29 protein-coding genes are annotated in these 26,351 nt (G+C 64.2%); 9 read left to right on the top strand and 20 right to left on the bottom strand.

Features of this window, described 5'->3' with window-relative positions; all coding sequences use genetic code 11:
• Nucleotides 1-128: 128 nt before the first annotated feature.
• The 12 genes from NDY25_RS02735 to NDY25_RS02680 form a co-directional block, all read right to left on the bottom strand.
• Nucleotides 129-644: a DUF2271 domain-containing protein gene (locus NDY25_RS02735; RefSeq protein ID WP_168958918.1), complete on the bottom strand. Its 516-nt coding sequence runs from the start codon at nucleotides 642-644 to the stop codon at nucleotides 129-131.
• A 21-nt stretch (nucleotides 645-665) separates the two neighbouring features.
• Complete coding sequence (locus tag NDY25_RS02730) at nucleotides 666-1,304, bottom strand: PepSY-associated TM helix domain-containing protein (RefSeq protein ID WP_256627749.1); 639 nt, start codon at nucleotides 1,302-1,304, stop codon at nucleotides 666-668.
• Between the two features lie 7 nt (nucleotides 1,305-1,311).
• Nucleotides 1,312-2,070: a tetratricopeptide repeat protein gene (locus tag NDY25_RS02725; RefSeq protein ID WP_168958916.1), complete on the bottom strand. Its 759-nt coding sequence runs from the start codon at nucleotides 2,068-2,070 to the stop codon at nucleotides 1,312-1,314.
• A complete protein-coding gene (locus tag NDY25_RS02720; protein ID WP_168958915.1) occupies nucleotides 2,063-2,749 on the bottom strand; it encodes a Fe2+-dependent dioxygenase in 687 nt (228 codons plus the stop codon). Before NDY25_RS02720 ends, NDY25_RS02725 begins: the two co-directional genes overlap by 8 nt.
• A 48-nt stretch (nucleotides 2,750-2,797) precedes the next feature.
• Nucleotides 2,798-5,116 carry a TonB-dependent receptor gene (locus NDY25_RS02715; protein WP_256627748.1) on the bottom strand — a complete coding sequence of 773 codons (2,319 nt, stop codon included), beginning with the start codon at nucleotides 5,114-5,116 and terminating at the stop codon, nucleotides 2,798-2,800.
• A gap of 915 nt (nucleotides 5,117-6,031) precedes the next feature.
• Nucleotides 6,032-6,361 (bottom strand): non-heme iron oxygenase ferredoxin subunit, encoded by a 330-nt coding sequence (locus NDY25_RS02710; protein WP_006448901.1) that lies wholly within the window; start codon nucleotides 6,359-6,361, stop codon nucleotides 6,032-6,034.
• Nucleotides 6,358-6,897 carry a GNAT family N-acetyltransferase gene (locus NDY25_RS02705; RefSeq protein ID WP_168958913.1) on the bottom strand — a complete coding sequence of 180 codons (540 nt, stop codon included), beginning with the start codon at nucleotides 6,895-6,897 and terminating at the stop codon, nucleotides 6,358-6,360. Before NDY25_RS02705 ends, NDY25_RS02710 begins: the two co-directional genes overlap by 4 nt.
• Before the next feature lie 205 nt (nucleotides 6,898-7,102).
• Nucleotides 7,103-8,347: a cysteine desulfurase gene (locus tag NDY25_RS02700; RefSeq protein ID WP_168958912.1), complete on the bottom strand. Its 1,245-nt coding sequence runs from the start codon at nucleotides 8,345-8,347 to the stop codon at nucleotides 7,103-7,105.
• Nucleotides 8,344-9,606: a Fe-S cluster assembly protein SufD gene (gene sufD, locus NDY25_RS02695; protein ID WP_168958911.1), complete on the bottom strand. Its 1,263-nt coding sequence runs from the start codon at nucleotides 9,604-9,606 to the stop codon at nucleotides 8,344-8,346. The genes NDY25_RS02700 and sufD overlap by 4 nt, the downstream gene beginning before the upstream one ends.
• On the bottom strand, nucleotides 9,606-10,370 hold the full coding sequence (gene sufC, locus NDY25_RS02690; protein WP_006448897.1) for a Fe-S cluster assembly ATPase SufC: 765 nt from the start codon (nucleotides 10,368-10,370) through the stop codon (nucleotides 9,606-9,608). The genes sufD and sufC overlap by 1 nt, the downstream gene beginning before the upstream one ends.
• 156 nt (nucleotides 10,371-10,526) lie before the next feature.
• A complete protein-coding gene (gene sufB / locus NDY25_RS02685) occupies nucleotides 10,527-11,984 on the bottom strand; it encodes a Fe-S cluster assembly protein SufB (protein ID WP_168958910.1) in 1,458 nt (485 codons plus the stop codon).
• A 15-nt stretch (nucleotides 11,985-11,999) separates the two neighbouring features.
• Nucleotides 12,000-12,458 carry an SUF system Fe-S cluster assembly regulator gene (locus NDY25_RS02680; protein WP_023904615.1) on the bottom strand — a complete coding sequence of 153 codons (459 nt, stop codon included), beginning with the start codon at nucleotides 12,456-12,458 and terminating at the stop codon, nucleotides 12,000-12,002.
• A 176-nt stretch (nucleotides 12,459-12,634) separates the two neighbouring features.
• Here NDY25_RS02680 and NDY25_RS02675 point away from each other — a divergent pair, with 176 nt between their 5' ends.
• Nucleotides 12,635-13,102 (top strand): SET domain-containing protein, encoded by a 468-nt coding sequence (locus NDY25_RS02675; RefSeq protein ID WP_006448894.1) that lies wholly within the window; start codon nucleotides 12,635-12,637, stop codon nucleotides 13,100-13,102.
• A 269-nt stretch (nucleotides 13,103-13,371) separates the two neighbouring features.
• On the opposite strand, the gene NDY25_RS02670 is transcribed toward NDY25_RS02675, so the two are convergent.
• From NDY25_RS02670 to NDY25_RS02640, 7 genes are all read right to left on the bottom strand, one after another.
• Entirely contained in the window at nucleotides 13,372-13,968 is a 597-nt protein-coding gene (locus NDY25_RS02670) for a YceB family lipoprotein (protein WP_104551654.1), read from the bottom strand.
• A gap of 55 nt (nucleotides 13,969-14,023) precedes the next feature.
• Nucleotides 14,024-14,569, bottom strand: coding sequence for a hypothetical protein (locus tag NDY25_RS02665; protein ID WP_425526347.1), 546 nt, complete (start codon nucleotides 14,567-14,569; stop codon nucleotides 14,024-14,026).
• 61 nt (nucleotides 14,570-14,630) lie between these two features.
• The gene (locus NDY25_RS02660) at nucleotides 14,631-14,939 is read right to left on the bottom strand and encodes a DUF3861 family protein (protein WP_168958908.1); all 309 of its coding nucleotides are present in this window, start codon (nucleotides 14,937-14,939) and stop codon (nucleotides 14,631-14,633) included.
• Between the two features lie 91 nt (nucleotides 14,940-15,030).
• Entirely contained in the window at nucleotides 15,031-15,651 is a 621-nt protein-coding gene (locus NDY25_RS02655) for a M23 family metallopeptidase (RefSeq protein WP_425510774.1), read from the bottom strand.
• 133 nt (nucleotides 15,652-15,784) lie between these two features.
• Nucleotides 15,785-16,210: an HU family DNA-binding protein gene (locus tag NDY25_RS02650; RefSeq protein ID WP_043889331.1), complete on the bottom strand. Its 426-nt coding sequence runs from the start codon at nucleotides 16,208-16,210 to the stop codon at nucleotides 15,785-15,787.
• Nucleotides 16,211-16,647: 437 nt separating this feature from the next.
• Nucleotides 16,648-17,502 carry a pyrroline-5-carboxylate reductase gene (gene proC, locus NDY25_RS02645; protein WP_168958906.1) on the bottom strand — a complete coding sequence of 285 codons (855 nt, stop codon included), beginning with the start codon at nucleotides 17,500-17,502 and terminating at the stop codon, nucleotides 16,648-16,650.
• A 47-nt stretch (nucleotides 17,503-17,549) separates the two neighbouring features.
• Complete coding sequence (locus NDY25_RS02640) at nucleotides 17,550-18,242, bottom strand: YggS family pyridoxal phosphate-dependent enzyme (protein ID WP_168958905.1); 693 nt, start codon at nucleotides 18,240-18,242, stop codon at nucleotides 17,550-17,552.
• Nucleotides 18,243-18,566: 324 nt separating this feature from the next.
• On the opposite strand from NDY25_RS02640, the gene NDY25_RS02635 reads away from it, so the two are divergent.
• From NDY25_RS02635 to NDY25_RS02625, 3 genes are all read left to right on the top strand, one after another.
• Nucleotides 18,567-19,604 (top strand): type IV pilus twitching motility protein PilT, encoded by a 1,038-nt coding sequence (locus NDY25_RS02635; RefSeq protein WP_006448885.1) that lies wholly within the window; start codon nucleotides 18,567-18,569, stop codon nucleotides 19,602-19,604.
• 122 nt (nucleotides 19,605-19,726) lie between these two features.
• On the top strand, nucleotides 19,727-20,857 hold the full coding sequence (locus NDY25_RS02630; protein WP_006448884.1) for a PilT/PilU family type 4a pilus ATPase: 1,131 nt from the start codon (nucleotides 19,727-19,729) through the stop codon (nucleotides 20,855-20,857).
• 300 nt (nucleotides 20,858-21,157) lie between these two features.
• Nucleotides 21,158-21,832 (top strand): YitT family protein, encoded by a 675-nt coding sequence (locus NDY25_RS02625; RefSeq protein ID WP_168958926.1) that lies wholly within the window; start codon nucleotides 21,158-21,160, stop codon nucleotides 21,830-21,832.
• Between the two features lie 137 nt (nucleotides 21,833-21,969).
• Here the strand turns inward: NDY25_RS02625 and NDY25_RS02620 are convergent, their stop codons facing one another.
• A complete protein-coding gene (locus tag NDY25_RS02620; RefSeq protein WP_168958904.1) occupies nucleotides 21,970-22,515 on the bottom strand; it encodes a DNA-3-methyladenine glycosylase I in 546 nt (181 codons plus the stop codon).
• Nucleotides 22,516-22,812: 297 nt separating this feature from the next.
• On the opposite strand from NDY25_RS02620, the gene NDY25_RS02615 reads away from it, so the two are divergent.
• The 5 genes from NDY25_RS02615 to NDY25_RS02595 all read left to right on the top strand — a co-directional run bounded on the left by NDY25_RS02615 (nucleotide 22,813) and on the right by NDY25_RS02595 (nucleotide 26,210).
• Nucleotides 22,813-23,379 (top strand): YqgE/AlgH family protein, encoded by a 567-nt coding sequence (locus NDY25_RS02615; RefSeq protein ID WP_006448880.1) that lies wholly within the window; start codon nucleotides 22,813-22,815, stop codon nucleotides 23,377-23,379.
• Nucleotides 23,372-23,839 carry a Holliday junction resolvase RuvX gene (gene ruvX, locus NDY25_RS02610; protein ID WP_006448879.1) on the top strand — a complete coding sequence of 156 codons (468 nt, stop codon included), beginning with the start codon at nucleotides 23,372-23,374 and terminating at the stop codon, nucleotides 23,837-23,839. The genes NDY25_RS02615 and ruvX overlap by 8 nt, the downstream gene beginning before the upstream one ends.
• A gap of 16 nt (nucleotides 23,840-23,855) precedes the next feature.
• Entirely contained in the window at nucleotides 23,856-24,803 is a 948-nt protein-coding gene (locus tag NDY25_RS02605) for an aspartate carbamoyltransferase catalytic subunit (RefSeq protein ID WP_168958903.1), read from the top strand.
• A 217-nt stretch (nucleotides 24,804-25,020) separates the two neighbouring features.
• Entirely contained in the window at nucleotides 25,021-25,455 is a 435-nt protein-coding gene (locus NDY25_RS02600) for an OsmC family protein (protein WP_006448877.1), read from the top strand.
• Nucleotides 25,456-25,607: 152 nt separating this feature from the next.
• Nucleotides 25,608-26,210, top strand: coding sequence for a glycine zipper 2TM domain-containing protein (locus NDY25_RS02595; protein WP_074057700.1), 603 nt, complete (start codon nucleotides 25,608-25,610; stop codon nucleotides 26,208-26,210).
• Nucleotides 26,211-26,351: the final 141 nt, after the last annotated feature.

The raw sequence follows: 26,351 nt of genomic DNA, 5'->3' as shown, positions 1-26,351 counted from the left end.
CGAGGGTGTGGCGCTGCGTGGATGCGTGGGAAGCGATGTGTGTTTAGTGAAGCGATGCAATGCAATGCGCATCTGCGCCGGTGCTTGCTGTGCACGTTGTGTGCAGCGGCCGACAGCCGGCGCAACGCTCAGGGCTTTGCGACCAGGCTGACGGCACCGAGCTCGCTGCTGCCGCTGGCCTTTGCGGTTTGCGACGACGTCGCCGGCCAGGTAAACGGCACCTTGACCAACTCACGGCCGCCCACTTCGCGTGCTGCTTCCACCACCAGCGTGTACTGGCCGGCCGGCAGCGACTTCAACGCACCCTTGGTATCGGAGAACGACAGCGCATGCGCGCCGGCCGGACGAGTCGGGCCGGTGACGCCATCGACCGGCACCTCCAGCGTGCGACCGCTCTTGCGCCACCACTGGCGCAGATCCGGCAACCACTTGGTGCCGTGGCCTTCGGCGGTGTCCTTGGATTGATACCAGACCGCCAGATTTGCAGCGACTTTCTGGTCTGCACCTTCCAGCCAGATCGCCACATAGGGGCGGTGATATTCGGCGACGTTGAGCTTGGGGATTTCGACATTGATGTCGAGCGTGGCCGCATACGCCGGCATGGCGAGCAGGCCGCTCAGGGCGATGGTCAGGGTGGCGCGCATGGTCGTCTCCGGTGGAAAAAGTCAGTGGATCAACAGCAGGGCGAGCAGCAGCGGAATCAGCAGACCCAGGCCGACCAGCGGCCAGGTCGCGCGGCGCTGGCGCGCATGCAGGTGCAGCAGGAACAGCCCGGTGATGCAGAACACCAGGCAGGCGATGGCGAACACATCGATGAACCAGCCCCAGGCTGGCCCGGCATTGCGTCCCTTGTGCAGATCGTTGAGATAGGCGATTGCGCCGCGTCCGGTGCGTTCGTACTCGATTGCGCCGGTGCTGCGGTCCAGGCTCAACCACGCATCGCCGCCAGGCCGCGGCAACGCGAGATACACCTCGTCGGCCGACCATTCGCCGCTGCGTGTGCCGACGCTGATATCCAGTTCGCGCCCCAGCCATTGCGCCACCCGCGGCGGTAGCGGTGCATTGCCGTCCTGCCGGTTGCCCAAGGTCTTGAGCAGGGCGGGCGGCAGCGTGAGCGTGCGCTGTTCGGTCGAAGGGCTGGCTTCGATGCGCGCGGCGTGATTCAAGGTCAGCCCGGTGATCGTAAACAGCAGCATGCCGATCAGGCACAGCGCCGAACTGATCCAGTGCCACTGATGCAGCATGCGCAGCCAGAAACCGCGGCGTTGCTGGGTGGTGGCAATGGTGTCGTTGGAGGTCGACATGGCGCGCTCAGGCCGCATCCGTTGCGGCGGATACCTGCAGCAGCGATTGCCGAACAGCGACCTCGCTCAGCAATGCCTGCAAGCGTGGCTGGCGCGCACTTGCCAGCAGCGGTGTGAGTTGTTGCAGAAAGCCGGCATGCCCGCCTGCGATCGCACGCCGCATCCAGTGCTCGGCTTGATCGAGGTCGCCACCGTCTGCCAGCAAGGTGGCGTAACTGGCCTGGCCGCGGAAATCGCCTGCTTCTGCGGAGCGGCGATACCAGTCGCGCGCAGCGGTTGGATCGGCATCGCAGGCCAGGCCCTGGTCGAGATAACGCGCCAGAAAGTTCATCGATTTGGCATGCCCGCGCTCGGCTGCGCTGCGATACAGCGCCAGGGCCTGCGCGTGGTCCTGCGCCACGCCACGGCCGGAGCCGTACAGGTGCGCGAGGTTGTACATGCCCCAATCCAGCCCGTGCTCGGCGGCGCGGCGATACCACAGCGCGGCCAATACGATATTGCACGCAGTGCCGAAGCCGAGTTCGTGGCAACGCCCCAGCTGATTCATCGCTTCCGCATGCCCTGCATTGGCGGCGACTTCGTACCACAGCATCGCCATGGCCGGATCGGCCGCGACGCCGCGGCCTTCGGCGTATATCTGCGCGAGCAGCAGCTGTGCCTCCACATCCTGGCGTGCAGCGGCCTTGCGCAGCAGTGCCACCGCTTGATCGGGTTGGGTACGCAGCAGGTCGATCAGCTGCGCGGTGTCCGGTGCGTGCTCAGACATCGGCCCATTGCCGCAACAGGTTGTGATACACGCCGGTGAGCTGGATCAGTGAAGGGTGACCGGGGGTATCTTGCGTCAGCCGGCGGATCGAGACATCCAGCTCGAACAACAGGCGGCGCTGCGCATCGTCGCGCAGCATGCTTTGGGTCCAGAAAAAACACGCCACGCGGGTGCCGCGGGTCACCGGCATCACCCGATGCAGGCTGGTGCCGGGATAGATCACCAGGTGCCCGGCCGGCAGCTTCACCGATTGCGTGCCGTAGGTGTCTTCGATCACCAGCTCGCCGCCGTCGTAGCTGTCCGGGTCGCTGAGAAACAACGTGGCGGAAACGTCGGTGCGCACAGGGTCTGCGCCGCCGCGGCTGCGGTCGTAGCGGATCGCGTTGTCGACGTGATACCCGAACGATTGCCCGCCGCTGTAGCGATTGAACAATGGCGGATAGATGCGCCGTGGTAATACCGCCGAAAAGAACGTGCTGCTGCGCGCCAGCGCCTCCAGCACCAGCGCGCTGGCGTCGCGCGCAATGGCGCTGTCTTCGGGCAATTGCGCGTTGTCCTTGGCCTGCGCGGATTGATGTCCGGCGGTAATGCGGCCGTCTGCCCAGTCGGCCGCGTCCAGCCGCGCACGCAACTCGGTAAGTTGTGCGGGAGTGAGGACATCGGGAATGGGCAGCAACATGCGCAGATCTCCACGCCGCCCGCACTGTGCGGACGGCGTGCCGGAGGCTTAGAAACTAAACGTGGCGCTCAACACCGCCGAGCGTCCATCGCCCGGCAGCGCCCAGCCATTGCCGGCAGTGACAGTGCCTGCCGCGTTGACGGTGAGGTTGTTGCGGATGCTGGTGTAGTACTCCTCGTCGAACAGGTTGTTGACGTTCAACTGCAGGCTGAGCCAGTCGTTGACGCGCAGGCCGACCATCGCGCGGTGCACCCAGTAATCGTCGGTCTTGACGTAGCCGGCCGCCGAGGAATTATTCGGATAGAAGCCACCCTGGTAGGTGACGCCGTAGCCGAAGGTCCATTGGTTGAGCTGATAGGTGGTCCAGATGTTGCCGGCATTGCGCGGCGTCTGCACCAGCTCGCGCCCGGCGATGGGATCGCCTGTCAGGCTTTCGGTGCGGTTGGACACGCTCTGCAGCACTTCGCTATCGAGGAAGGTGTAGTTGGCGAAGATCGACCAGCGCTCGGTCAGGTAGCCGGCCGCGCCCAGCGCGATACCGTCCACGCGCGCCTTGCCGTCCAGCACCTGCTCGGGGATCAGCGGGTCGCCGCTGTTGACCTTGTAGTTTTCGCGCTCGTTGCGGAACACCGCCGCGGTGAGCGCCAGACGCTCGTTCAACACGTCCCACTTGCCGCCCAGTTCGATGTTGACCGCGCTTTCCGGCTCGACATTGCAATTGGCGCCCGCCGTGGCGGTGGCGATCGGCGTGCACGAGCCGTTGACCGAGGCCTTGGACGGCGTCTTGCTGTTGGCGTAAGACAGATACAGGCTGGCGTTCTCGACCGGCTTGAACACCAGACCGGCGCGATACGAGAACAGGTCCTCTTCGCTGCCGGCCGGGAAGCCCGGGGTCACACCAGTGACATTGCCGGCGGCGTTGACGGTGTAGGTGGTGCTGTCGCCTTCGTTGTGCTCGTAGCGGCCGCCCAGGTTGAGCATCCACTGCTCGTTGAACTGCAGCGTGTCGAACAGATACACCGCCTGATTGGTCAGGCTGCCTTTGCTGCGACCGGTGCGGAAGTAGTTCTGCGGGCCGGTCCAGATGTTGTACGGATTGTCGAACGACTGCAGCGGATAGGTGATGCCGGTGGTGGAGCCATCGGCGTTGCGGAAGATCGAACCGCTATTGAGTTCGAAGTCTTCCTTGCTGAAGGCGATGCCTGCAACCAGGCGATGCTCGATCGCGCCGGTATGCGGGGTGGCGGTCAGGTCGGTCTGGCTGTGCGCGATGAAATTTTCGGTCTCGCGCACCAGGCCGCGCGGGCCGCTGTTGGGGTTCCAGGTGGCCGGTGGCTGGCCGACGCAGGCGCGGCCGGTGTAGGCGTTGGTGTTGTTGGGCAGGCACCAGGTGCCTTCCGGCGCAGTCGCGCTGGTGGTCTGATCCACGCGCTGCACGCGCGCCAGGCTGCGCAGTTTGACGTTGTCGTCGAAGTCCATTTCCAGCACGCCGGTCAGCATGTCCACGTCGATCTCCTGACGCGCCACGTTGCGGTAGCCGTAGTAGGTCTCGCGGTCCACGCCCGGCAGCGGACCGTTGTTGAACGGGCTCAGCGCGAACGGCACCCCGTACTGCGGCAGGTTGTTGTCGTGCTGGTGCAGGTAGCTCAGCGTAAAGCGCGTATCCGAGCCCAGACCGAACGCGACCGACGGCGCAAAGCCCCAGCGGTGACGGAATTCTTCATCGCGGCCCGGCACGTCCTGGGTGTGGCCCATCGCGTTCAAGCGCACGGCGGTGCCGTTTTCGAAGTCGTAATTGCTGTCGGCGGTGAGCCGGCCGTAGCGGTCGCTGCCGCCACCGACCACGACATTGGTGAAGTCGCCCTGGCCGGCGGTCTTGGTGACCAGATTGATGTTGCCGCCGACCGAACCGGCGCCGGACATGGCGGAGTTGGCGCCGTTGATCAGCTCCACCGCTTCCAGGTTGAAGGTGTCGCTGCGGCTGTACTGCGCGCTGTCGCGCACGCCATCGGTGGTGATGTCGCTGCTGGCGGTGAAGCCGCGCAGGTTGATGCTGTCGCCATAGCCGCCGCCGCCTTCGCCCGCGCCGAAGGTGATGCCGGGCAGGGTGCTGAGCACGTCGCGCAGCGACAGCAGGTTCTGCTGGTCCATGGTCTGCTTGGTGACCACAGTGATCGTCTGCGGCGTGTCGCGCAGGGCCTCGGTGTACTTGGGCGAGGACGGCTTCTGCGCACGTTCCTGCTGCACCCGGATGGCATCCAGATCCACCGCGCCCGGAGGCGCCGGCGCATCGCCGGGCTGGGCGAAGGCAGGAGCGGACAGCGTCAGCAGCACGGCCGAGGTGAGCGGGGAAATCCTGGGAGTCATGAGGCGTCTCGAAGAGGGAAGCGAGGCTCCGGCGTGGCGATGGCTCGGCGGATGCGGGGATGGGGTGAGGATTGAAAAAGGTGGATCGACAGTGCGCGCCGGCTAGCCCGATGCGATGTGCTGGCATGACCCGATGTCGCACACGTCAAGGCGCCGCGCGGAAGGGCGCAGGCGGGGCGAACGCAGGAGAAAACGGTCTGACAGAGCTGGGCGCATGGGATCGCAGGGCAGGCCAGTTGTTAAGAAAGCCTGAAGGGCTGCGATCTTAAATGCAAATCATTCTTCTTTGCAATCTTTGTCGTCGGCCGACGTCGCGCGGTGGTTCCCACTGCCTGAAGCGTTGTGGCAGAAAGGTTTGTGCGCTATTTGAATTGGCGGACCAAACTACAATTGGCGGACCAACCTACTTCACGCCTGTCTGCTTGCCGCTAATCTGCCACTTCGCTGCAGGGCCCTTGCCCGCCCACCATCGCGGGACATGCCGCGAGTACGTTCGTGTAGCAGCGATGACTGCCGCATTAGCAGCTGATCTGCGACTTGGCTGCAGGGCCCTTGCCCACCCACCATCGCGGGACACGCTGCAAGTACGTCCTTGTAAGCTCTTACGCGGCATCCATGCCGCATAAGGTCCCGCGACGGTGGGCGGGCAAGGACCAGTCGAGTTGGTCTGTGTGCATGGTTTTCAACAAAGCAACCGACTGACTTCTGGTGCGGTGTCCTCGCCGCTTGCGGGACCATGTGGCGGCATGGATGCCGCCACCGAGCCTCCAGGGATGGATTCACGGCGTGTCCTGCGAGCGGCAAGGGCACCGCGCGCTCGACTCACTAGGCTTTTTGACCTTGGCTTCTACGGCCAAAGCCACGGCCACGATCACAGCCACAGCCGACCTGCCGCACTCACTGATTTCACCGCTGTCAGCGGTCGTCGCGTGCCCAGATGCCGCCGTGTTCGCGCTTGACCGGAAACTTGGGCACGGCGGTATAGGCTGGCGCGCACAGCGGGCGGCCGTCGCGGATATCGAAGCGGGCGCTGTGCAGCAGGCATTCGATGGTGCCGGCCGCCGGGTCGAACGTCCCGGGCGACAGCTCGTAATCTTCGTGGCTGCAGCGGTCTTCCAGCGCATATAGCTCGCCGTCGAGGTTGAAGACTACGATCGGGGCGTCGGTCACCTCGTCCCAGACGGTCTGCAACTCGCCGGGCAGCAGCGCCTCGCTGGCGCAGACGAAGGTCCAGGTCTCGCTCACAGCGCTGCGCCGCCGAGCGGTTTTTCCAGCACCTCGAAGCGCAGGTCCTGGCGCAGCGGCACGCCGAAACGCACGTCGCCATACGGAAACGGCTTGGTGATGCCGGTGCGGCGATAGCCACGTCGCTCGTAAAACGCGATCAGCTCATCGCGGATGTCGATCACCGTCATGCGCATCACCGGTAGCTGCCACTCGCTGAAGGCGATGCGCTCGGCTTCGGCCAGCAGCGTCTTGCCGAGCCCGCTGCCTTGCAGCGACGGATCGACGGCAAACATGCCGAAATACCCGGCGCCGTTGTCGTCGGCGATATGCGCGCAGGCGAGCAGTCGCCCGTCCTGTTCGACCAGCAGCACCAGGCTGCGGTCACGCAACAGGTCTTCGCGCAGCACGGCGGGATCGATCCGCGCGCCGTCGAGGAAGTCGGCTTCGGTGGTCCAGCCAACGCGGCTGACATCGCCGCGATAGGCCGAAGTCACCAGCGATACGAGGGCGTCGATATCGTCGACGGTGGCGGTGCGGAAGGTGGTGGTCTGCATGGGGAGCAGTTTAGCGGGAGTCGGGATTGGGGATTCGTCAAAGCGCAAGAACGCTGTTTCTTGTGCCTTGCCGGATGCCCGAATTGGGGCGTTGCTCTGAGTCTATCGTGGGGGCACGTGCGCCAGCGCACGGACGTCTGGCGCAAGCACCGCAACTCGGCGAAAGGTTCTCCGAATCCCTAATCCCGACTCACCAATCACTGCCTCAAGCCAGCAGTCGACGCACCTTCACCAACGCAGCAGCAAAGCGCTCGATCTCGTCGTGCGTGTTGTAGAACGCCAGCGAGGCGCGGCAGGTGGCGGCGACGCCGTAGTACTGCAGCAGCGGGTGTGCGCAATGCTGGCCCGAGCGGATGGCGATGCCTTCCAGGTCGAGCAGGGTGGCCAGATCATGCGCATGCGCGCCTTCGATCAGGAACGACACCACTGCGGCCTTGTCCGGCGTGGTGCCGAAAATGCGCAGGCCTTCGATACGCTGCAGTTCTTCTGTGAAATGTGCGAGCAACTCGGTTTCGCGTGCTTCCACGTGCGCCAGCCCGACCGACTCCAGGTAATCCACCGCTGAGCCCAGGCCGATGAAACCGGCGATGTTGGGCGTGCCGGCTTCGAACTTGTGCGGGGCATCGTTGAATACCGTGCCGTCGAAGCTGACTTCCTTGATCATCTCGCCGCCGCCTAAAAACGGCGGCATTGCCTGCAAGTGTTCGCGACGTGCCCACAGCGCGCCGGTGCCGGTCGGCCCGCACATCTTGTGGCCGGTGATGGCGTAGAAATCGCAACCGATGCCGGCCACGTCGATACGCCGATGCGGCGCGGCTTGCGAGCCGTCCACCACGGTGACGATGCCGCGCTTACGCGCCTCGCGGCAGATCTCGCGCACCGGGTTGACCGTGCCCAGCACATTGGACACGTGCGTGATCGCCAGCAGCTTGACCTCCGGCGTCATCGCCTTGCGCAAGGCATCCAGATCCAGCGCGCCGTCTGGGGTGATCTCGGCCACGCGGATGGTCGCACCGGTGCGTTGTGCCACCAGTTGCCACGGCACGATGTTGGCGTGGTGCTCCATGCGCGAAATCAGGATCACATCGCCGGCGCCCAAACGTGGCAGCGCCCAGGAATAAGCGACCAGATTGATCGCAAAGGTCGTCCCGCTGCACAGCACCAGCTCGTCGGCGCGCACATTGAGAAAACGTGCGAGCTTGCTGCGCGCGCCTTCGAACGCATCGGTGGCTTCGGTGCCCAGCGCATGCACCGCGCGGCTCACATTGGCGTTCTGACGACGATAGAACTCGTCGGTCGCGGCAATCACCTGCAGCGGCTTCTGGCCGGTGTTGGCGTTGTCGAAATAGATCAGCGGCTTGCCGTGCACCTGCCGCATCAACAACGGGAAATCCGAGCGCACGCGCTCCCAATCCGGCGCGGCCAGTTGCGGGACGGCGGGCGCGTTCATGCCACGCCTGCCGAGGTCAGTGCGCGGTCCAGCTGCAGCGCCAGTACCGCAGTCAGCGCGGTGGGCAGCACGCGCAGCGGCTCGTGGCAGAACGCGGCGCTCAGCAAACGCTGTGCATCGGCCTGCGGCAGACCGCGCGAGCGCAGATAGAACAAGGCGTTGTCGTCGAGCTGGCCGACGGTGGCACCGTGCGCCGCCTGCACTTCTTCGGCATCGATCACCAGCACCGGCTGGGCGTCGATCTCGGCATTGGCCGACAGCAGCAGATTCTTGTTCGACAGCCGCGCATCGCTGCCGTCGGCACCGGGGCGAATGTGGATGCCGCCATGAAACACCACCCGGCTGCGATCGGCGCCCACGCCGCGCCAGACCAGCTCGCAGCTGGTATCGCGTGCGATGTGCTGGATGCCCAGACGCGTATCGACATGGCGGCGGCCGTTGCCGAGCAGCACGCCATTGGCGGTGAGCTGGGCGTTGTTGCCTTCCAGGCGCACGTTGAGCTCGTGGCGCGACAGGTTGGCGCCCAGTTCCAGATCCACGCGCTGGTAGCGCGCATTGCGCGCCAGCACGGCATCGGTACGCAACAACGAGGTGGCGTGCGCACTGTCGGCCTGCACGCGCGCATGCGACAACACCGCATCCTGGGCCAGATGCACATGCATCAGGCTGTTATCCAGATGCGCGGCATCGCCGACATGCAGGTGGTGCTCGACCACGTTCAGCGCAGCGCCGGCACGCAGTTCGATCAAGTGGCGGTGATGCCAGGACAGGTCGTGCTCGCCGGCTACGCTAATAAAGACCAGGTGCAGCGGAATATCGATCTGCGCGCCTTCCTGCACGCGCACCAGCACGCCTTCGTCGGCAAGCGCGGCATTCAGACGGGCGAAGATTTCATCGCTGCCTTCGAAACGGCGACCGAGCAACTGCTGCGCGTCATCGCTGGCAGCCAGCGAGGCAGACAAGGTCTCCAGCTGCACGCCGTCGGGCAGCGTGGACAGGTCGCTCAGTGCGTCAGACGGGCGCCCGTTGACGAACACCAGCCGTGGCGAGGCGATATCGTCCAGCACGGAGGCATCGACCAGCGTCGGTACCAAGGGCGCAGTCTGAAAACTGCGCCGCTCCAGCTGCCGCAGCGAGGTGTATTTCCAGGCTTCGGCGCGCGGGCCGGGCAGGCCGGTCTGCAGCGCGGCATCGAGTTCGGCACGCCGTACATCGTTGCCGCAGAAACCGCGGGCGAGGGATTCCAGCAGGGCGCTCATCAGGCAGCCGCCTCGGGCACCACGCGGTCCTTGAGGAAGTGGTAGCCGTGTTTTTCCAGCTCCAGCGCCAGTTCCGGGCCGCCGCTCTGCACGATGCGGCCTTCGGCCAGCACATGCACCACGTCCGGGGTGATGTAATCGAGCAGGCGCTGATAATGGGTGATCACCAGGAACGAGCGCTCCGGCGAGCGCAGCGCGTTGACGCCGTCGGCCACGCTCTTGAGTGCGTCGATATCCAGGCCCGAATCGGTTTCGTCCAGGATGGCGAGCTTGGGCTCGAGCACGGCCAGCTGGAAGATCTCATTGCGCTTCTTTTCGCCACCCGAGAAGCCTTCGTTGACGCCGCGATGCAACAGCTCGTCCTTCAGATGCAGTACCGCCAGTTTCTGGCGCACCAGCTTGAGGAACTGCATCGAGTCCAGCTCTTCTTCGCCACGCGCCTTGCGCTGCGCGTTGAGCGCGGCACGCAGGAAATAGGTGTTGTTGACGCCGGCGATTTCCACCGGGTACTGGAAGGCCAGGAACAGGCCCGCAGCGGCACGTTCTTCCGGCGGAAGGTCGAGCAGGTCCTTGCCTTCGAACTGCACGCTGCCTGCGCTGACTTCGTAGCCATCGCGCCCGGCCAGCACATTGCCCAGCGTGGATTTGCCCGCGCCGTTGGGCCCCATGATGGCGTGCACCTGGCCCGGCTTGATGTCCAGCGACAGGCCTTTGAGGATTTCTTTGCCGGCGATGCTGGCGTGGAGATTGTTGATCTTGAGCATATTCGTATCCAGTGATTGAGCCCCTCTCCCGCCGGGAGAGGGGTTGGGGTGAGGGTTCGTGCGAAGCAGCGTGCTGTTTGGGTGCACTTGGCTTCGCCCCGTACTCTCATCCGGCGCTGCGCGCCACCTTCTCCCGAGGGGAGAAGGGAAGAGGTGTCAGCCGACGCTGCCTTCTAAGGAAACTTCCAGCAGCTTCTTGGCTTCCACTGCAAATTCCATCGGCAGTTCGCGGAACACCTGCTTGCAGAAACCATCGACGATCAGCGACACCGCATCTTCCTGGCTGATGCCGCGCGCGCGGCAATAGAACAACTGGTCGTCGCTGATCTTGGAGGTGGTGGCCTCGTGCTCGACGGTGGCGCCGGGATTCTTCACCTCGATATAGGGGAAGGTATGCGCGCCACACTGCTTGCCGATCAACAGCGAATCGCACTGGGTGTAGTTGCGCGCGCCATCGGCGTTGCGGTCCACCTTGACCAGACCACGATAGGTGTTCTGGCCACGCCCGGCGCTGATGCCCTTGCTGACGATCTTGCTCTTGGTGCGCTTGCCGATGTGGATCATCTTGGTGCCGGTATCGGCCTGCTGACGATGATGGGTCAGCGCAACCGAATGGAACTCGCCCACCGAATCGTCGCCCAACAGCACGCAGGACGGATACTTCCAGGTGATCGCCGAGCCGGTTTCGACCTGGGTCCAGGTGACCTTGCTGCGGTCGCCACGGCATTCGGCACGCTTGGTGACGAAGTTGTAGATGCCGCCAACGCCGTTTTCATCGCCCGGGTACCAGTTCTGCACGGTCGAATACTTGATCTCGGCGTCTTCGAGCGTCACCAGCTCGACCACCGCCGCATGCAGCTGGTTTTCGTCGCGCATCGGCGCAGTACAGCCTTCCAGATACGACACATACGCCTTATCTTCGCACACGATCAAGGTGCGCTCGAACTGCCCGGTGTGGCCGGCGTTGATGCGGAAATAGGTGCTCAGTTCCATCGGGCAACGCACCCCCGCCGGGATGAACACGAAGCTGCCATCGGAGAACACCGCCGAGTTGAGCGCGGCGAAATAGTTGTCGCCAACCGGCACCACGCTGCCCAGATACTGTTTGACGATCTCCGGATGTTCCTTGATGGCTTCGGACATCGAGCAGAAGATCACGCCCTTTTCGGCCAGCTCCTTGCGGAACGTGGTGCCGACCGAGACCGAATCGAACACCGCATCCACCGCCACGCCGGCCAGCCGTGCGCGCTCGTGCAACGGCACGCCAAGCTTGTCGTAGGTGTCGAGCAGTTCCTTCGGCACATCGTCCAGCGAGGCGTACTTCGGGCCCTTGGGCGCGGAGTAATAGCTCAGCGCCTGGAAATCGATCGGAGAGATCTTCAACTTCGCCCACTCCGGCATCGGCATCTTCAGCCAGTGCCGATACGCCTCAAGACGCCAGTCGGTCATCCATTGCGGCTCTTCTTTCTTGGCCGACAAGGCACGGATGACGTCCTCGTCCAGGCCGGGCGGGAGCGAGTCCGATTCGATGTCGGTGATGAAGCCGGCGTCGTAACGTCGGCCCAGCCGTTCGATAATCTCGGCGTTCTGCGGGGGAGCAAGTTCGGTGGCCATCGGGCTGCCTACAGGTCAGGTGGTCGCGACGCGTGCGGCGATGGAACGCCGACTGCTGTCGCCAGGGAGAGAGAGGGGCTGCAACATCTGTGCGAGCGTGACGCGACGCAATGCATCGCCGACCACGTCGTTGATCAAACGCCAGTTGGAGCGCACCCCGCATGTCTGCGCGATGCCGCACTGGCTGTGGTCCTGGCTGCATTCGGTGATTGCCAGCGGGCCTTCCATTGCCTCGACGATTTCAACAAGCGTGATCTCGCTGGCCGCGCGCGCAAGCCGGTAGCCGCCATGCACGCCGCGCAAACCTTCGACCAGGCCCGCTTGCGACAACGGTTTGAGAATCTTGCTCACGGTCGGCGCTTCCAGGCCGGCCTGCTCGGCCAGCTCGCTCGCGCTGAGCACCTGATCGCCGCGTGCAGCCAGTACGGTCAGCACGACGGTGGCGTAATCGGTGAGTTTGGTGACGCGCAACATGAGGGGGCCAGGTAAATCCTAAAGCGGACCGAAATTGTACTCTTTCGAGTGGGGCAGGGCCAGCCGCGCGGTTCAGCCGCCGGCAAGCGTTGGGCGTTGCCGTTGGCAATGCGCTTGTGCTTGGCGCATCGTCGCGCTGCGGTCACAATGAGCGGCCCCATCACTGGACCCCGTTCATGTCGCGCAAAGTTGCCGCCCGCAAGTCACGTATCCACGGCAATGGCATGTTCGCCCTCGCCGCGCTCCGCAAGGGCGAGCGCATCATTCAATACAAGGGGCGCCTGCGCACGCATGCGGAAGTGGATGCCGATGACACCGGCGATGTGGAAAGTGGTCACACCTTCCTGTTCACGCTCAGCGACGACTACGTGCTGGATGCCAACTACGAAGGCAACGTGGCGCGCTGGATCAACCACAGCTGCAAGCCCAATTGCGAAGCGGTGATCGAAGAGGCCGAAGGCGACGATCGCAGCAAGGACAAGATCTTCATCGAGGCCAAGCGTGCGATCAAGGCCGGCGAAGAGCTCACCTATAACTACGGCATCACGCTGGCCGAGCGTCACACACCGCGTTTGAAGAAGATCTGGGAATGCCGCTGCGGCTCCAAGAACTGCACCGGCACGATGCTGCAGCCCAAGCGCTGAGCACGCGCGCCGGCATTGCGATGATGCGATGCGCACTCTCTTTGAGGAGTGCGCAACCAGGAATACGCAATACGCGGGTTAGACCTGCATGCTGACGCAGTCAATTCACTTGTTAGTGGATCGCTTCCAACAACAGCATTGCCGTCTTACCAGACGTCTTTCGCAACAAAGGCCCGGCGATCGATGCGCCGGGCCTTTGTGTGTGTGTGCAACGCCTGCCGCGCAGTGGCGCCGGTCGGCGAGCCCCGCGCTGGCGTAGCGCGGATCGTCTACTTGCCGGAAAGCGCTGTCGCCGGCACCAGTTGCTCGATGTTCTGATTGAAGTTCACCGCCACCCGTCCGTTCTGGATGCCCACCGACTCCACCTGCACATTGCCCATCACCGCCGCGATGGCCGGGTCGATGCGATAGATCGGCTCCTTGCGCGCGTAATCGGCCAGCCAGGCGTTGAGCAACTGGCGGGTGCTGTGATCGAGCTTTGCGCCGGCATTGGCAGGGCGGAAGTCATCGATGGTGGGTTGATCAAGATAAAAGCCTTGCTTGGCCACGTCGTAGCGCAGCGCACTGGTCAAGGTCACATTGCCGACCGGTGCCGGCGCGCCGCCTGCGGTGGCCAGGGCCAGATCGAAGGCCATCTTGAGCCGGTCGCCTGGCGGCAGCGAAAGAGCAGGATTGCTGACCGTCATTTCGACCAGCCCGCCCAGTGCGTCATGCGTCTGCGGGAACCGGCCCCCGAGGAATTGCTGCAGATCGCTGCCCTGCACACTGATTTGATGTCCCTGGATCTGCGGCGTGGCCCAGGCACCGGCGACGGGCATTGCCAGGGCGAGGGCGAGCATGGATCCGGCAAGCGAACGCAGTTTCATCGGGTGACTCCGGTAGCGGATGACATCACCTTAGTCTGCGCCGGTGAACCACGGGTTAGCGCAGCACCGGCTGCAGCGTTGCCGAATAGATCTCCCATGTATCGCTGCCGGCACGGGGTTGTAGTCGATACGCACCAACCAGACGCTGCGTGCCGGAGGTGGTGCGCACCGTCAGATGCACCGGTACTTCGATCAGCTTGGGCGGATGCTGCTGGTCCAAGGCAATGGGCGGATCGTTGTTGATGCGCATCGATTGGATATTGGTGATGCCGCGTAGCACTGCGTCGTCCGGCACCGGCGAGGGACGACCCCCGGTCCACAGCGCATCGGCATCCGCGCGTGCCGCGCCGGGTAGTGCGCCCAGATACCGATGCACGGTGGCGCTTGCTTTGGCGAATTCGGCGCGCGCTGCGGCGTCGTTGGGGTCCGGTGCCGGCACCAATGGTGCAGGCGCTCCGGCGTTGGTGACTGTGCTTGGATTGCCTGTCACAGCCCGGGTTGGCGACGAGGGCGCAGCAACAGGTGTGCGTTTGTCTTCGGTGCGCTGACAACTGCAGCCAGCGATTGCAGCGGCAAATACTACGATTCCAGCCCAGCGCATGGCGCGTCCCCATCCCCGATGCGCGCAGTGTAACGGTCCGCGCAATGCGGCGATGCAGGCCTCAAGCGCCTGGCGTTGGGTGCACGCGCTGCAGGCGCTCCAGCAGCAGTTGCAGCTTCGGTCGCAATGCATCCAACGCATCGCTGGGCTGCGCGCGCGGGCGGGCGGCCAGATCTTCCAGCAGCTGCGAGCCGACGGTCAGCGCGGCGCATTCGTCGCTGCTCAGGTCGCGACGCAGGTGCAACTCTTCGAGCAACCGCATCCAGTCGGCGCGCGAGCGCTGTTCGAACTCGATGGAGCAGCGGTCGTCGCAGGGGCGGCCATCGCTTTCGATGGGCGTGACCGTAATGCGATAGCGTTTTCGGGGCATGGAGATGGCGTCGTTGCTGGGCTGTCTCCACCATAGGCGCAGCGTGCGGTGGCCTCGATAGGGCAGGCCATGACGCAGTGTTCCAACATGTTCACTGTGCCGGCTGTGGTGGGGGTTTGCGCAGCAGCGGCAGCGGATCGTACGCACCGTTGCGCCCATAGACCCCATAGTGCAGATGCGGCGGCGTGCCGCGCGCGTTGCCGGTGGTGCCGACCACGCCCAGCGGTGTGCCGGGCTCGACCACATCGCCGACCTCCAAGCCTGCGGCCCAGTCGTCCAGATGCGCATAGTAATGCCGCTGCATGGCCGGCCCCAGCACCCAGACCTGCTTGCCGCCAAGGCCTTGATCGCGAATGGCGCTGACCACGCCACGGGTTGCAGACAGCACTGGCGTGCCGCGTGGCGCGAAGATATCCACGCCGGCATGGCTGCGGTCACGGCCACGCGGCGCGCCGAAGGTGTCGGCGATGCGGCGTGCCTGCACGCCTTCGACCGGGATCTGCAAAGACGTCGGCAGCGGCATTCGCGACAGCTCCCAGCTGGTGCGCAGCTGCTCGGCGATCGGCAACTGCCAGGCCCAGCGTGCGGCCACACCCAAGGCGCACAGCAGGGCGACCGACACCAGCAGGCGGCGCAAACGGCGTGCGGGGCTGCGGGCGGTGGACAGCGGTGTAGTCGATGGAGGGTGGGGCGATGGATCGGTCACATGCACCTGCTGGGTTGCGAATGAGCAGGCAGGGTAGGCAAGCGGCGATGAGCGGCATGTGGGTGATCACGCATGCGGTATCGCGCGCGCAAAAAAGACGGCCCGCAGGCCGCCTTCGTTACACCGGATGCGTGCTCGATTAGAGCGCGGCATCCTTCAACTTCTTCAGCAAGCGAGCCTTGACCTTGAAGCTGGCCGGCTTTGCGGCAAAGGTCTGCTCTTCCTTGGTGAAGGGGTTGATGCCCTTGCGCTTGGGCTTGGCCGGCACATGGACGCTGGTCAGCTTCAGCATGCCCGGCAGAGTGAACGAGCCGGCGCCCTTCTTGCTCAGGGAGGAATGTGCAACGGATTCCAGCGTCGCCAGAACGGCGCGGACGTCCTTCGGAGCCAGCTGGGTGGATTCGGCGATGTGCGCGACCAGGCCGGTCTTGCTCAGTGCTTCCTTGATCGGCTTCGGCGCGGCGGACTTGGCAGCGGCGGCCTTCGCCGGCTTTGCGGTCTTGGTGGCGGCGACCTTTTTCACTGCCTTTTTGGGGGCAGCCTTCTTAGCGGCGGTTTTTGCCATGAGTTATGTATTCCGTATTCGTAGGTGGTGTTGGGTCTGCCGACCCAGTCGGCAACGCGAAATGTAGGGCAACTGCTGCGCGCCGCCAATAGGCAAACGATGAAACAACGCGAAAAAAGCGTCTTTCGACGGGGATTCGTTCACCAGCGGAAGAAAACGCGTACGAAACGCATTGTCGAGTCGGTTGCGATGTGCGCGTTGACGAAGCGTCTGACGCAGAGCAGTAGGTCTTCAGCGCGAGCTTGCGTGCATGATCGAGCAGGCGATCTGGTGTTGGGTGTTGCCGAAATCTGCGGCTGGCTGATGGCGTTGGTCGGCATGGCCAGCGCGGATGGATCGCCGTTATGCAGGATCTCTGTAGTGCCGACGGATCGACTGCATACCTGCGATCAGCTTTGGTTGCGAGGAAATCCTGCGCTTCTTCGTTAGCGGATTCGCTAATCGTTGGCGGCCGACAGGCTACGGCCGCGCTCGGTGGCTGCGGCGATTGCGCTTGCGGTGAGCGCTTCGAAGCCGCCGGCCTGGAATGCCTCGATCGCCGCCTGCGTGGTGCCGTTGGGCGAGGTCACGCGGTGGCGGAGCTGCTCCGGTGCTTCGCCAGATTCGGTCAGCATGCGCGCGGCGCCAAGCACGGTTTGCAGCACCAGCGTGCGTGCGGTGTCGGCGGGCAGACCCTGCGCTTGCGCTGCAGCCTCCATCGCTTCGGCTAGTAGAAAGACATAGGCCGGGCCGCTGCCGGAGACGGCGGTCACCGCGTCCATCTGCGCTTCGTCGTCGATCCACACGGTGACGCCTGCGCTATCCAGCAAGCGGGTCGCCTGCACGCGTTGCGCGTCGGAAACGCGCGCAGTGGCGTACAGGCCGGTGACGCCTGCGCCGAGCAGGGCGGGCGTGTTGGGCATTGCGCGCACCACTGCCACGTCACCGCCCGACCAGCGCTGCAGTTGCGTTGCAGTGATGCCGGCAGCGATGGACAGCAGCAGCGGCTGCTGCGCCTGTGCAAGCTCGGCCAGCTGTGCGCACACCGAAGGCAGCACCTGCGGTTTGACTGCCAGTACCCAGATGGACGCGCCGTCCACAGCAGTGCGCGCCGCTTCCACGGCGTGCACGCCGAAGTCGCGCGACAACGCCTCGCGCAATTCGGCAATCGGCTCGGCCACGCGGATGCTGGTTGCGGGCACGCCTTGCCGGATCAGCCCGGCAATCAGGCTGCGCGCCATGTTGCCGCCACCGACGAACGCGGTGATTGCAGCGCTGGGATGCGAAGACGCGGGCGAAGAGGGCAGAGTCATTGCAGCACCTTAGGTCAGAAAGATCGGTGGTCGGCACGCGAGGCCGATCAGGACGCGGCGGCAGGCGACGAGGCGCGTTCGCCGAACAACGCAGTGCCGACGCGCACCATGGTGGCACCGGCCGCGATCGCTTCGGCGAAATCCGAACTCATGCCCATCGACAAGGTATCCACCTGCGGGTAGCGACCCTTGAGGTCTTCGAATAGCGCCTGCATGCGCGTAAACGCAGTCGCGCGCCGTGCCTGCTCGGGAAACGGCGCGGGAATCGCCATCAGCCCGCGCAACTGCAGACGCGGTTGCAGCGCGATGTCACGGGCCAGCGCATCGATCGCCTCCGGCGCGCAACCGTGCTTGCTGTCCTCGTCGTCGATATTGACCTGGATCAGCACGTTCAACGGCGCGCGATCGTCCGAGCGGTAGCGCGCCAGCAGCGGGATCAGTTTGGCGCGGTCCACGGTCTGCACCCAATCGAAGCAGTGGCTGGCCAGTTCGGCCTTGTTGGATTGCAGGTGGCCGATCAGATGCCATTCCAATCCCAGCGCATGCAGTTCGTCGATCTTGGCCTGCGCCTCCTGCACATAGTTTTCGCCGAACGCGCGCTGGCCCTGCGCGGCCAGCGCGGCGACGGCATCCGCAGGCCTGGTCTTGGACACCGCGAGCAGGCGCACATCGGTGCGCGCGTGCCGGGTCGCGGCGGCGTGGATGGCATCGAGAATCTGCTGTAGCGACGAAGCCGGCACGTGGCATTCCAGGCAAGAGGTGGAGCGCTATAGTGCCGCCCTGCGGTGTTTGGTTCCAACCGGGCGCGGGAGGTCGGGGATCGGTGACGTCGCGAAAGCTGCCGCCAGGCCGGGAGTGGGCCCGCTGGCATTGATTGAGCGGCCCACCGCAGTGTCCGCGACACGCAAGCAAGCTCCGTGCCGCCAAGGCCGAAACCAACCCCTTCAGCCCCGCCTGGCGGGGCCAGCCTGAACCGGTGGCGGGCCGCTTCCCGCCAGCAGCCAGAACGCTATACTGCCGCTTGGGGAGTACCTTCCAATCGCAGCCTAGGGGAAAAGCAGCGCATGGATATCGCTGAACTATTGGCGTTTTCTGTCAAAAATAAGGCATCGGACCTGCATCTGTCGGCTGGCTTGCCGCCGATGATCCGTGTCGATGGCGATGTCCGTCGCATCAATATTCCGGCGTTGGACCATAAGCAGGTGCACGCGCTGGTGTACGACATCATGTCGGACAAGCAGCGCCGCGATTACGAGGAATTCCTCGAGGTCGACTTCTCGTTCGAGATTCCCTCGCTGGCGCGCTTCCGCGTCAACGCATTCAACCAGAACCGTGGCGCCGGTGCGGTGTTCCGCACCATTCCCTCCGAAGTGCTGACGCTGGAAGACCTGGGCTGCCCGCCGATCTTTCGCCAGCTGATCGACCAGCCACAGGGGCTGATCCTGGTCACCGGCCCGACCGGTTCGGGCAAGTCGACCACGCTCGCCGGCATGATCGACTACATCAACAAGAACGAATACGGCCACATCCTCACGGTCGAGGATCCGATCGAATTCGTGCACACCTCGCAGAAGTGCCTGATCAACCAGCGCGAAGTGCACCGCGACACGCACGGCTTCAACGAGGCGCTGCGCTCGGCCTTGCGCGAAGACCCGGACATCATTCTGGTCGGCGAATTACGCGATCTGGAAACCATCCGCCTGGCGCTGACCGCTGCGGAAACCGGCCATCTGGTGTTCGGTACCTTGCACACCAGCTCGGCGGCCAAGACCATTGACCGTATCGTCGATGTGTTCCCGGCCGGCGAAAAACCGATGGTGCGCTCGATGCTGTCCGAATCCCTGCGCGCGGTGATTTCGCAGGCGCTATTGAAGAAGGTCGGCGGCGGACGCACCGCCGCCTGGGAAATCATGGTCGGCACCCCGGCGATTCGTAACCTGATCCGCGAGGACAAGGTGGCGCAGATGTATTCGTCGATCCAGACCGGCCAGCAATACGGCATGCAGACGCTGGACCAGCATCTGCAGGACCTGGTCAAGCGCAGCCTGATCACGCGCAACCAGGCGCGCGAATACGCCAAGGACAAGCGGATATTCGAGTGATTCGGGAATAGGGAATCGGGAATGGGGAATCGCGAAAGCACGAACCCCTGACCGGTCCCGGCTCCCGGCTTTTCCAATTCCCGATTCTCGATTCCCCATTCCCGGCTCCGAAGGAGCACGCCATGAGCACTATCGACTTCACCTCGTTCCTCAAGCTGATGGCGCACCAGAAGGCGTCGGATCTGTTCATCACCTCGGGCATGCCGCCGGCGATCAAGGTCAATGGCAAGATCAGCCCGATCACCCAGACACCGCTGACGGCGCAACAAAGTCGCGATCTGGTGTTGAACGTGATGACGCCATCGCAGCGCGAAGAATTCGAAAAGACGCACGAGTGCAACTTCGCCATCGGCGTGTCAGGGGTCGGACGTTTTCGTGTGAGCTGCTTCTATCAGCGCAACCAGGTCGGCATGGTGCTGCGCCGGATCGAAACGCGCATCCCCACCGTGGAAGAGTTGAGCCTGCCGCCGGTGATCAAGACGCTGGCGATGACCAAGCGCGGCATCATCATCTTTGTGGGCGCCACCGGTACCGGTAAGTCGACCTCGCTGGCGGCGATGATCGGTTACCGCAACCAGAATTCGACCGGGCACATCATCACTATCGAAGATCCGATCGAATTTGTGCACAAGCACGAAGGCTGCATCATCACCCAGCGCGAAGTCGGCATCGATACCGACAGCTGGGAAAATGCGCTGAAAAACACCCTGCGCCAGGCGCCGGACGTGATCATGATCGGCGAGGTGCGTACCCGCGAAGGCATGGACCACGCGGTGGCATTCGCCGAAACCGGCCATCTGGTGCTGTGCACCCTGCACGCCAACAACGCCAACCAGGCGATGGACCGCATCATCAACTTCTTCCCGGAAGATCGCCGCAATCAGCTGCTGATGGATCTGTCGCTCAATCTCAAGGGCGTGGTCGCGCAGCAATTGATTCCGACTCCGGATGGGCGCAGCCGCCGCGTGGCGATGGAGATCATGCTGGGCACCCCGCTGGTGCAGGATTACATCCGCGACGGCGAGATCCACAAGCTCAAGGAGATCATGAAGGAGTCCACCAACCTGGGCATGCGCACCTTCGATCAGAGCCTGTTCGAGCTGTATCAGGCCGGCGAAATCAGCTACGAAGACGCGCTGCGCTATGCCGATTCGCAGAACGAAGTGCGTCTGCGCATCAAACTCTCGCAGGGCGGCGACGCCAAGACCCTGGCGCAGGGGATGGATGGTGTGGAGATTGCCGAGGTTCGGTGAGTCGCGCAGGACCGCCGCTCATTGGTGCATTCTGGTGCATGGTGTGGCGTAGCACGCTGAAGAAATTCACCTGCACAAGGGTTCCGGGACTTGGCGCGTCATGTCTGCGCACAGGCGTCTGCTGCAAAGACAGGGTAAAGACCGCACTGTTGGTCGATGTACATGCAGCGCAGCAGTGCGCGCATGCGGTGACGTTTCAGATGTAACCAGGCGGGCCGATAGTGTCTAATATCGCACCCCATTGCAGTGCCCGAACCTGTGAGCCTTCCCGATTCCGATCTGCGTCCGGAGCAAGAACCGCTGCCCGATGACGGCGCTGTGGTCACCTCCGGCCCGTTGACGCCGCCGCCGGATTCGGCCGGCACCGCGGCCGACGATCATGCCTATCACCACTCGGTGGCCGAGGACGCGCAAGGCATGGTGCTGGCGACGCTGGTGGCCTCGTTGGGCCTGGCGATCTTCGCCAAGGGCGGTCTGATGATCGGTGGCATGGCCGGTGTCGCATTCCTGCTGCATTACGCGTTGCACTGGAATTTCGGTCTGGTGTTCGTGCTGGTCAATCTGCCGTTCTATTGGCTGAGCGTGCGCCGCATGGGCTGGGAATTCACCTTGAAGACCTTCGCCGCAGTCGGCGCCTGCGGTGCGCTCACCGACCTGATGCCGCGCTGGGCCGAGTACGCGCATATCAGCACGCTGTTTTCGGCCATCGTCGGCGGTGCGCTGGCGGGCCTGGGCATCCTGTTTTTCATCCGCCATCGCGGCAGTTTGGGCGGCATCGGCATCCTGGCGGTGTACCTGCAGCGCGAGCGCGGCTGGAGCGCGGGCAAGGTGCAGATGAGTTTCGATGCGATGCTGATGCTGGTCGCCTTCACCATCCTCACCCCGGACAAGGTGCTGTATTCGGCGCTGGGCGCGTTGATGCTGAGTCTGGTGCTGATGTTCAACCATCGCCCGCACCGCTATATGGGCGTGTGATCCGGAACGTCGTTGGCGAGCTGCCGCCGACGCTGCAGTGGGCAGTTGCGCGCGTCGCTGGGGCGGTATGTAACGCATCGCACTGCAACGTGTGCACAGTGCTTCTAGCGGCCGGCATGCGCTCGATCTTGTCGCCGCTACGCTTTTTCGCTCAGCATCCACGGCGGCGACAGTGCCTGGATATGCGCAAACACCGGGCAATCTTCATGATGCGCGCCAGGTAGATAGCCCAGGCTCATCAGGAATTCGCCGGTGATTTCGCCGCCGGTGAAGCGAAAGGTCTTCTTGAACAGCTTGATCCAGTCTGGCTTGGCGAGCGGATGCTGTGCATCCAGCCAGTGCGCGAAGCTGCCGTGCGAGGCGCGCAGCGTCTGGATGACCTGCGCGTTATGGATCGCCGCCAGCACCTTGAGCCGGTTACGGATGATGCCGGCATCGCCCATCAGCCGGGAGATCTCGGTCTCGCCGTACGCGGCAACCGTGTCTACATCGAAACCGTCGTAGGCGCGCTGGAAATTGCTGCGCTTGCGCAGGATGGTTTCCCAGCTCAATCCGGCCTGATTGATTTCCAGCACCAGCCGCTCGAACAGCTCGCGTTCGTCGCGCTGCGGGAAGCCATATTCGTACGCGTGGTAGTGGCCGTGGACCGGATGGCCTGGGGCGATGCTGCAATAGCCGCTCATGGGGGTGCCTGTGATGTGCGCCGTGGTGGTGGGCCGGCGCGATGGAGAGATGGATCAAACTGGGCGAATACAGCGCCGTCCAGCGCCAAGTCTGGATGGACAAGCTAGCAGCGCACACTGCGTCGCACGAGCCCGGGTTGCATCGCCAGCGACAACCTGAACGCGCAGGTCAGAAACGGCACCGGCACCGCGTTCGCAGTTCGGTCCATCGTCAGCATCGGCCGCCCACAGCGCCAGGCAAGCGCCAAGTATGGCAGCGGCTCTGCGCGCGGCGGAGCGAACGGCTAGAATGCGGCTATGTCCGTTTTGCCCACGCCTCTGGCCAACCAACTGCTGATTGCGCTTCCGGCGCTGTCCGACCCCACCTTTTCGCGCAGCGTCGCGCTGATCTGTCAGCACGACGAGAACGGCGCGATGGGCGTGCTGGTCAATCGGCCCTCCGAATACACGCTGGGCGAAGTCCTGTCGCAAATGGGCATCGACACCGTCGACGAGCACCTGCGCGAGCAGATCGTGCTCAGCGGTGGGCCGGTGCATCCGGAGCGCGGCTTCGTCATTCACGACGATGCACGCGAATGGGATTCCTGCCTGGAAGTGGGGCAGGGCGTGTTCCTGACCACTTCGCGCGATATTCTCGAAGCCATGGCGGCCGGCGACGGCCCGCGCAATGCGCTGGTGGCGCTGGGCTGTGCCGGCTGGGGCGCGGGACAACTCGAGTTCGAACTGGGCGAGAACAGCTGGCTCACCGCGCCGTCGGATGCCAATGTGCTGTTCGCTACCGCGCTGGAAGATCGCTGGCAGACCGCTGCCGGGCGCATCGGCGTGGATCTGTTCCGGCTGACGGATTATTCCGGGCATGCCTGAGGCGGGCGCGATCCGCCCGGATGGCACGGTGCTGGGCTTCGACGTAGGGTCGCGCCGGATTGGCGTGGCCGTCGGCACCGCGCTCGGTGCCGGCGCACGCGCGGTCGCCGTCATCAACGTGCATGCCACCGGTCCCGACTGGGCCGCGCTGGATCGTGTGCACAAGGAATGGCGGCCCGATGGTCTGGTGATCGGTGACCCGCTCACCCTTGACGATAAAGACCAACCCGCGCGCAAGCGTGCGCATGCGTTTGCTCGCCAACTGCGCGAGCGCTATGCGCTGCCGGTGGTGTTGATCGACGAGCGCTCCAGTTCGGTCGAGGCCGCGCAGCGTTTCGCACGCGAGCGTGCCGATGGACGCAAGCGCCGCCGCGATGCCGAAGCGCTGGACGCGATGGCGGCCGCGGTCATTGTCGAACGCTGGTTGGCCGCGCCCGACCAAGCCACTCTTCTTCCCTGATATTTCCCGACCTGCGATGACCACCATGCAACTCGATTCGGACGGACGCCTGCGCCACCTGCTCACCCTGGAAGGACTGCCGCGCACCACGCTGCTGCAACTGCTCGATCGTGCCGGTCAGATCCGCGACGCCGCGGTAGGGCGCGTCGGCAAGCGTAGCGTGCTGGCCGGGACTGCGGTGTGCACATTGTTTTTTGAACCCTCAACGCGCACGCGCAGCTCGTTTCACCTCGCCGCGCAGCGGTTGGGCGCAGACGTGCTCAATTTCGATGCCTCCACCTCGTCCACCCGCAAGGGCGAGACCGCGCGCGACACCTTGAAGAATCTCGAGGCGATGGGCGTGCGTGGCTTCGTGGTGCGCCATCCCGACGACGGTGCGGTGGAAGCGCTGGCCGAGGCTGCAGGCGAGGGCACCGCCTTGATCAATGCCGGCGACGGGCGCAGCGCGCATCCCACCCAGGGCCTGCTCGACATGCTTACCCTGCGTCAGGCCAAGGGCACCGATTTTTCCAAGCTCAAGGTGGTAATTGTCGGCGACGTGAAGCACTCGCGTGTAGCGCGCTCGGACTTGCACGCGTTGCGTACCCTGGGCGTCGGCGAGATCCGCGTGTGTGGTCCGGCTAGCCTGCTGCCTGACGACGACATGCTGGACGGCTGCGTGGTGGGCGAAGATTTCGACGCGATGCTCGAAGGCGTCGATGCGCTGATGATGCTGCGCCTGCAACGCGAGCGCATGGAAGAAGGCCTGGTGCCGTCGCTGGAGCAATACCACACCGATTACGGGCTCACCCGCGCGCGCCTGGCGCGTGCCGGTCGCGACGCCGCCGTACTGCATCCGGGCCCGATCAATCGTGGTGTGGAAATCACCGACGAGGTTGCCGACGGCGCGCAATCGTGCGTGCTGCGCCAGGTCGCCAACGGCGTCGCCGTGCGCATGGCCGTGCTGGAAACCCTGCTCGGTTGAGCGAGCGCAGCGACGCGACCCGACCGCGCACCCACAATGCGGTCGCGGTCGCCGCCGGGCGAGCGCGCAGACGCATGCAAAATCCTCGCTATTCAGAACGCGCACGCGGCCTGCTCTTACGATTCCCGATTCCCGATTCCCGATTCCCGATTCCCGGCACCAAGCCGTAACACCCACTGGCCTATCGTGGCAGCTCCTTTCATCGCAGGAGATCGCAATGGGTATTTCACGTCACGCCACCGCTCACTGGGAAGGCGACCTCAAGACCGGCAAGGGCCAGCTCAGCACGCCGCAAAGTGGTTTGCTGGAAAACACGCGTTATGCCTTCAGCAGCCGCTTCGGCGACGAGAAGGGCACCAATCCGGAAGAACTCATCGCGGCCGCACATGCCGGCTGCTTCACCATGGCGTTGTCCGCACAGCTGACCGAAGCCGGTTTTCCGCCGACCTCGCTGGATACGCGCGCCGACGTGGATCTGTCGATGGAAGGCGGCCCGCAGCTGTCGCAGATCCGGCTCAAGCTCAAGGCCGTGGTGCCGGGGATCGATGAAGCCAAGTTCCGCGAACTGGCCGATGTCGCCAAGAAGAATTGCCCGGTGTCCAAGGCGCTGAGCGCAGTGCCGATCAGCCTGGAAACCGAATTTTCCAGCTGATGCACACAAGGCTGCGCTGCGCCGGTGTTGCATGCCGGCGCACGCAGCTGGCGGCAACCTGAATAGGGCTTTGCAAGGCCGGTCTGGTTCAGGGCGGTTTCACTGGCGCAGGCCGAGCATCGGCAGCGTGTCCTCCCTGTAGAAGTGCCGCGATGAAAACTCTTGTGCTTGGTGCTCTGGTGATGGGTCTGGCGGTTGCGGGCAACGCAACGGCGCAGCGCTATGACAGCGGCTACCGCGATGGCGGTCGTAGTGGGTATGAGGACGGTCGTTACGAATACGCACGCGTGGTGCGTGTCGATCCGATCATCGTGACCGATTCGTATAACGAACGCAGCAGCGAACGCTGCTACAACCGTCCGTCCAACGGCTACTACACCAGCAACGATGGCTACTATCGCGATGGTGGCGGTTATGGCCAATCGGGCGTGTCCAATCGCGGTGTGGCCAGCGTGATCGGCGGTATCGCTGGTGCGGTGCTCGGCAGCCAGGTTGGCGGCGGCAATGGCCGCTTGGTCGGTACTGCGGTCGGCACCATGGCCGGTGTTGCGGCAGGCCGCTCGATCTACGAGGCCAACAATCGCAATTATCAAGGCAATGTCAGCGTGTGCGAGCCGGTGTCCTACCGTCGCGAGAGCGATCGTGTGGAAGGTTACGATGTGACATACGAATACGCCGGCCGTACCTATCACACGCGTAGCGATTACAACCCTGGCGATCGCATCCGTGTGCGCGTGGACGTGCGTCCTGACTGATCGGGACGTGCGTCCTGACTGATCGGTGCGAGAAGGCGTGGTGCTTGTCGATTGACGGACGCTGGGTTGTCGAAAACAAAAACGCTGCGATCGTTCGCAGCGTTTTTTATTGCGCAACACATAGTGCACATGCAGTGCCGT

This window comes from Xanthomonas hortorum pv. pelargonii (genome assembly GCF_024499015.1).
GTDB classification, from domain to species: Bacteria; Pseudomonadota; Gammaproteobacteria; order Xanthomonadales; family Xanthomonadaceae; genus Xanthomonas; species Xanthomonas hortorum_B.
Note: the sequence above shows the minus strand (reverse complement) of the source record. Positions and strands in the feature narration are given on the sequence as shown.

Excerpts from the sequence above, each read along its gene's own strand:
- NDY25_RS02735 (WP_168958918.1), bottom strand. The coding sequence starts at position 644 with ATGCGCGCCACCCTGACCATCGCCCTGAGCGGCCTGCTCGCCATGCCG.
- NDY25_RS02730 (WP_256627749.1), bottom strand. The coding sequence starts at position 1,304 with ATGTCGACCTCCAACGACACCATTGCCACCACCCAGCAACGCCGCGGT.
- NDY25_RS02725 (WP_168958916.1), bottom strand. The coding sequence starts at position 2,070 with ATGTCTGAGCACGCACCGGACACCGCGCAGCTGATCGACCTGCTGCGT.
- NDY25_RS02720 (WP_168958915.1), bottom strand. The coding sequence starts at position 2,749 with ATGTTGCTGCCCATTCCCGATGTCCTCACTCCCGCACAACTTACCGAG.
- NDY25_RS02715 (WP_256627748.1), bottom strand. The coding sequence starts at position 5,116 with ATGACTCCCAGGATTTCCCCGCTCACCTCGGCCGTGCTGCTGACGCTG.
- NDY25_RS02705 (WP_168958913.1), bottom strand. The coding sequence starts at position 6,897 with ATGCAGACCACCACCTTCCGCACCGCCACCGTCGACGATATCGACGCC.
- NDY25_RS02700 (WP_168958912.1), bottom strand. The coding sequence starts at position 8,347 with ATGAACGCGCCCGCCGTCCCGCAACTGGCCGCGCCGGATTGGGAGCGC.
- sufD (WP_168958911.1), bottom strand. The coding sequence starts at position 9,606 with ATGAGCGCCCTGCTGGAATCCCTCGCCCGCGGTTTCTGCGGCAACGAT.
- sufC (WP_006448897.1), bottom strand. The coding sequence starts at position 10,370 with ATGCTCAAGATCAACAATCTCCACGCCAGCATCGCCGGCAAAGAAATC.
- sufB (WP_168958910.1), bottom strand. The coding sequence starts at position 11,984 with ATGGCCACCGAACTTGCTCCCCCGCAGAACGCCGAGATTATCGAACGG.
- NDY25_RS02680 (WP_023904615.1), bottom strand. The coding sequence starts at position 12,458 with ATGTTGCGCGTCACCAAACTCACCGATTACGCCACCGTCGTGCTGACC.
- NDY25_RS02675 (WP_006448894.1), top strand. The coding sequence starts at position 12,635 with ATGTCGCGCAAAGTTGCCGCCCGCAAGTCACGTATCCACGGCAATGGC.
- NDY25_RS02670 (WP_104551654.1), bottom strand. The coding sequence starts at position 13,968 with ATGAAACTGCGTTCGCTTGCCGGATCCATGCTCGCCCTCGCCCTGGCA.
- NDY25_RS02665 (WP_425526347.1), bottom strand. The coding sequence starts at position 14,569 with ATGCGCTGGGCTGGAATCGTAGTATTTGCCGCTGCAATCGCTGGCTGC.
- NDY25_RS02660 (WP_168958908.1), bottom strand. The coding sequence starts at position 14,939 with ATGCCCCGAAAACGCTATCGCATTACGGTCACGCCCATCGAAAGCGAT.
- NDY25_RS02650 (WP_043889331.1), bottom strand. The coding sequence starts at position 16,210 with ATGGCAAAAACCGCCGCTAAGAAGGCTGCCCCCAAAAAGGCAGTGAAA.
- proC (WP_168958906.1), bottom strand. The coding sequence starts at position 17,502 with ATGACTCTGCCCTCTTCGCCCGCGTCTTCGCATCCCAGCGCTGCAATC.
- NDY25_RS02635 (WP_006448885.1), top strand. The coding sequence starts at position 18,567 with ATGGATATCGCTGAACTATTGGCGTTTTCTGTCAAAAATAAGGCATCG.
- NDY25_RS02630 (WP_006448884.1), top strand. The coding sequence starts at position 19,727 with ATGAGCACTATCGACTTCACCTCGTTCCTCAAGCTGATGGCGCACCAG.
- NDY25_RS02620 (WP_168958904.1), bottom strand. The coding sequence starts at position 22,515 with ATGAGCGGCTATTGCAGCATCGCCCCAGGCCATCCGGTCCACGGCCAC.
- NDY25_RS02615 (WP_006448880.1), top strand. The coding sequence starts at position 22,813 with ATGTCCGTTTTGCCCACGCCTCTGGCCAACCAACTGCTGATTGCGCTT.
- ruvX (WP_006448879.1), top strand. The coding sequence starts at position 23,372 with ATGCCTGAGGCGGGCGCGATCCGCCCGGATGGCACGGTGCTGGGCTTC.
- NDY25_RS02605 (WP_168958903.1), top strand. The coding sequence starts at position 23,856 with ATGACCACCATGCAACTCGATTCGGACGGACGCCTGCGCCACCTGCTC.
- NDY25_RS02600 (WP_006448877.1), top strand. The coding sequence starts at position 25,021 with ATGGGTATTTCACGTCACGCCACCGCTCACTGGGAAGGCGACCTCAAG.
- NDY25_RS02595 (WP_074057700.1), top strand. The coding sequence starts at position 25,608 with ATGAAAACTCTTGTGCTTGGTGCTCTGGTGATGGGTCTGGCGGTTGCG.